Genomic DNA, 3640 nt, shown 5'->3' with positions numbered 1-3640 from the left:
AAACCCTTCTTCGAGGAGTCGTAACCGATGTCGAGGATGGCTCCCCGGACGAGTTCGGCGATCGGCGCGTAGGCGGTGGTCGTGACCTCGCCGGCGATGTGGACCTGGCCGGTGGTGATCAGGGTCTCGACGGCGACGCGGCTGGCCGGGTCCTCGCGCAGCAGGGCGTCGAGGATGGTGTCGCTGATCCGGTCGGCGATCTTGTCGGGGTGGCCTTCGGTGACCGACTCGGACGTGAAGAGGCGCTTGCTCATGCCTTCACCTCGGCGGAGAAGAAGTGGGTGGCGATGGCGTCGAGGGTGCGGATCTCGTCGACCTCCAGGGTCTCCATCTGGATGGCGCGGCCGCTGTGCTGTTCGAGCAGGAAGACGAACTCGACGAAGGACAGGGAGTCGATCAGCCGGTTCTCGATGAGGTCCAGGTCGGAAGCGATGTCGTCCAGCTCCTCGTGGCGGGCGAGGAGCCAGTTCTTCACGAGCTGCAGGCCTTCGGACATGGTGTCTCTCCTTGAAGTGCTGTGTACGGGTTGCGGGGTGTGCGCGGACCCGGCGGCCGGGTCCGGGAGTGCGGGCGGTGCGGGGGGCTCCGGCGGGCCGGGGTCCAGGAGCGGGGCGGCGACCGCCACCGCGTAGTCCACGTCGTGGCTGATGGTCACGGTGACGCCGGCGATTCCGGAGTCGGCGGCCATGCCGGCCGCCGCCCCGCGGAGTTCCACGAGGGGCCAGCCGCCTTCGGACCGCCGTACGACGATGTCCCGCCAGGGCAGGACCACGGCGCCGACGCGGAGGGTCTTGAAGGCCGCCTCCTTGGCCGCGATCCGTCCGCACAGGCTCAGTACGTCGAGCCGTGCGGAGGTGTGGCAGTCGGCGAGTTCGCCGGGGGTGAGCATGCGCTGGAAGAAGTCCTCGCCGTATGCGGCGAGCAGCCGGCGGACACGGCCGACGGACACGATGTCCATGCCGAGGTTCGCCCAGCCCAGGCCGCCCGCCGGCGGGGCGACGGGTCGGGTCTGCACGTCAGATCGCCGGACCCGCCGCGTTCGCGCCCAGGACGGCGGCGGTCGCCGCGCCCCAGCTGCCGTGGCGGCGGGTGAGCGCGGACAGCCAGCGCTCCAGGCCGAAGGCCACGCAGCTGGTGAAGGCCGGGCGGTGAAGGCCGGGCCCGCGCCGGAGGCGAGGGGGATCTCGCAGCGGTCGCCGAAGAAGTTGCGGTGCGTGTTGACCGAGGCGATCGCGAGGTCCTCGTACAGGAACTCGTGCTTGACCGGCGTCAGCCGCTGGAGCACCGCCTTGGAGCTGCCCTTGTCGAAGAAGGGGTCGCAGGCGGCCTCCTTCGTCAGCGGCAGGTCCAGGGCCTCGGCGAAGGCGTGGATGCGCCGGGTGAAGCGGGCCAGGTGTTCCTCGGCGTGCTCGCGGGTGCCGATGGCGACGATCTCGCGCATGCGGAAGCCGAGCTGGCGGCGCAGGCCCTCGTAGTGCTGTTCCTTGCGGAAGCACCAGCCGACCACGGTGACGAGCTCGTCGTCGGCGGCCGGGCGGCCCTGGTGGTCGATGTAGACGGCGTAGCAGGAGGCGGAGGGCAGGCCGAGGGCGGCGGGCTCCAGCGCGTCGCAGGGGAAGCAGCCGGTGTCCGTACAGAACTCGCTGGTCTCCCGGACGTCCAGGTTCAGCGGGGCGGCGACGACGGCCTGGTGGGGGAAGTTGTCGTAGTAGTCCAGCCGGGCCAGGTCGGCGGCCGGCAGCAGCGGGGGCATGGTCATCGAACGGGCCCCCGCGTGCACCCCCCAGCTCTCGAAGGTGTCGTCGAGCAGCCGCAGCAGGGCGGTGCCCTCGGGGCCGAGCGACGGCAGGCCCCGGGTCTCGGTGGTGGTGGGTGTCTTGACGGTCGTGACGCTCATGGGGGTTGTCACCTCTCGGACGGCGGTGGGGCCCTCTCAGACGACGGGCAGGACGTCGTCCGTGAAGATCCCGGTCTTCAGGAAGAAGCCGAGCGGCTTGCGGATGGCCTTGCGCTCGTGGGGGCGGCGCCGCTCGTCGGCGACGAGCGCGTTGCGCAGGCCGATCGGGTCGGCGATGCCGGCGTCCCGGTACACGTGGGGGTTGTAGAGGGAGTTGATGCTGTAGACCACGTAGCGCTTGAGGTAGGCCTCGACCTCGGCGACGCGGGCGGCGGGGACCGCCTCCTTCATCCGGGTGAAGAGGAGGGAGACCAGCTCGCGGCCGAAGGCGATGTGGCGGGACTCGTCCTGGTGGTGGATGCGGTTGACCTCGCGGATGGTGTGGCAGAGCGACTCGTCGCGCGCCATCCGCGTGTTGTAGTGGTCGACCAGCTCCTCGAAGAACAGGATCCGGGAGAAGACCAGGAAGTTCTCGACCTCCGGCTCCCAGGCGGAGTCGGCGCGCAGGGCGGTGGAGCCGTAGATCTTGTCGCCGTAGCGGCGGCAGAACTCGGCGAAGAACCACATGTGCTCGTTCTCCTCACCGATGAAGTGGTGGAAGAAGTCCGAGGGCACCTCGAAGCCGGGCATGTGGATGCGGCCGACGACCTCGATGAGCAGCTCGCGGATGCCGTGCACGTTGAGGCTGTAGAAGTTGATGCTCTCCCACTTCGAGAGGCGCTGGAGGGTCTCCTCGCCGAGCTCGTCGTAGAAGGGGGTCCCGTAGACGGTGAGCAGCTCGGGGGTCATCCACATGCGGCCCTCGTCGAGCTTCTCGGGCCAGTCGAACTGCTGGTACGGGTTGTAGTACTCCTCGATGGAGCGGTGGCTCAGGCGTTCCAGGACTTCCAGGAACCGGTCATTGACCGGCAGGGGGGCGCTGACGCCCATGGTGACTCCTCGGGGTGGTGGTGAAGGCGGGGGGCGTGCGGGCCCCGGGGCCGGCGGGCCGGGCGCTAGGGACGGACCTCGTGGGCGCTAGGGGCGGACCTCGTAGACGGCGTTGACCGGGGTCTCGGTCGCGCGGCGCCAGCGGGTGAATCCGGCCTCTTCGGCGATGGCGCGGAAGGCCTGTTCACCGGAGTGGTTGCCGAGCGCGTGGGGGCCGCGCTGGGCGACGGCCACGGGCAGGCACATCACGGCGGAGAGGGCCATGAACATGCGGGCGGCGGGGGTCTGGGTGTCGATGTCGTCGGGTGACACGTTGGACTCGACGAGCATCCAGGTGCCGTCGGCGTCCAGGGACTTGTGCACGTGCTGGGCGGCGGAGACCGGGTCGCCCATGTCGTGCAGGGCGTTGAAGAAGGTGACCAGGTCGTAGCCGGTGCCGGGGTAGTCGTCGGCGGAGGCGACGTCGAAGACGACGCGGTCGGAGAGGCCGGCCTCCTCGGCGAGTCCGCGGGCGATCGCGATGGCCTCTTCGGAGTAGTCGAAGCCGTGGACGGTGGCCTGCGGGAAGGCCTTCGCGATGAGCAGCGTGGTGTGGCCGACGCCGCAGCCGACGTCGGCGACGGTGCCGCCCGCGGCCAGCTTGGCGGTGACTCCGGTGAGGGAGGGCAGCCAGTCGGCGACGAGGCGGTGTTCGTAGGTGGGCTGGAAGAAGCTGCCCATGCCGGTGTCGAGGGCCGGGTCGTGTTCGGCCCAGCCGACGCCGTCGCCGGTGCGGTAGGCGTCGACGAGGAGGTCCTCGGTGCCGTAGAGGGC

At 70.2% G+C, this 3640-nt stretch carries 4 protein-coding genes; all 4 read right to left on the bottom strand.

Annotated elements, in window-relative coordinates; all coding sequences use genetic code 11:
• The coding region (locus VR44_RS35640; RefSeq protein ID WP_045951797.1) for an S-adenosylmethionine synthetase N-terminal domain-containing protein at positions 1-254 on the bottom strand (254 nt) is incomplete at its 3' end.
• The gene (locus VR44_RS47920) at positions 251-1897 is read right to left on the bottom strand and encodes a 4'-phosphopantetheinyl transferase superfamily protein (protein ID WP_245692777.1); all 1647 of its coding nucleotides are present in this window, start codon (positions 1895-1897) and stop codon (positions 251-253) included. The genes VR44_RS47920 and VR44_RS35640, both read right to left, overlap by 4 nt.
• Before the next feature lie 36 nt (positions 1898-1933).
• On the bottom strand, positions 1934-2827 hold the full coding sequence (locus tag VR44_RS35625) for a diiron oxygenase (RefSeq protein ID WP_045951795.1): 894 nt from the start codon (positions 2825-2827) through the stop codon (positions 1934-1936).
• An 87-nt stretch (positions 2828-2914) separates the two neighbouring features.
• On the bottom strand, positions 2915-3640 hold a 726-nt coding region (locus VR44_RS35620; protein ID WP_045951794.1), incomplete at its 5' end, for a class I SAM-dependent methyltransferase.

The sequence above is a fragment of the Streptomyces katrae genome, from assembly GCF_000966975.1.
Taxonomy (GTDB): domain Bacteria; phylum Actinomycetota; class Actinomycetes; order Streptomycetales; family Streptomycetaceae; genus Streptomyces; species Streptomyces katrae.
Note: the sequence above shows the minus strand (reverse complement) of the source record. Positions and strands in the feature narration are given on the sequence as shown.

Coding starts and splice junctions, on each gene's coding strand:
- VR44_RS47920 (WP_245692777.1), bottom strand. CDS start 1,897: ATGAGCGTCACGACCGTCAAGACACCCACCACCACCGAGACCCGGGGC.
- VR44_RS35625 (WP_045951795.1), bottom strand. CDS start 2,827: ATGGGCGTCAGCGCCCCCCTGCCGGTCAATGACCGGTTCCTGGAAGTC.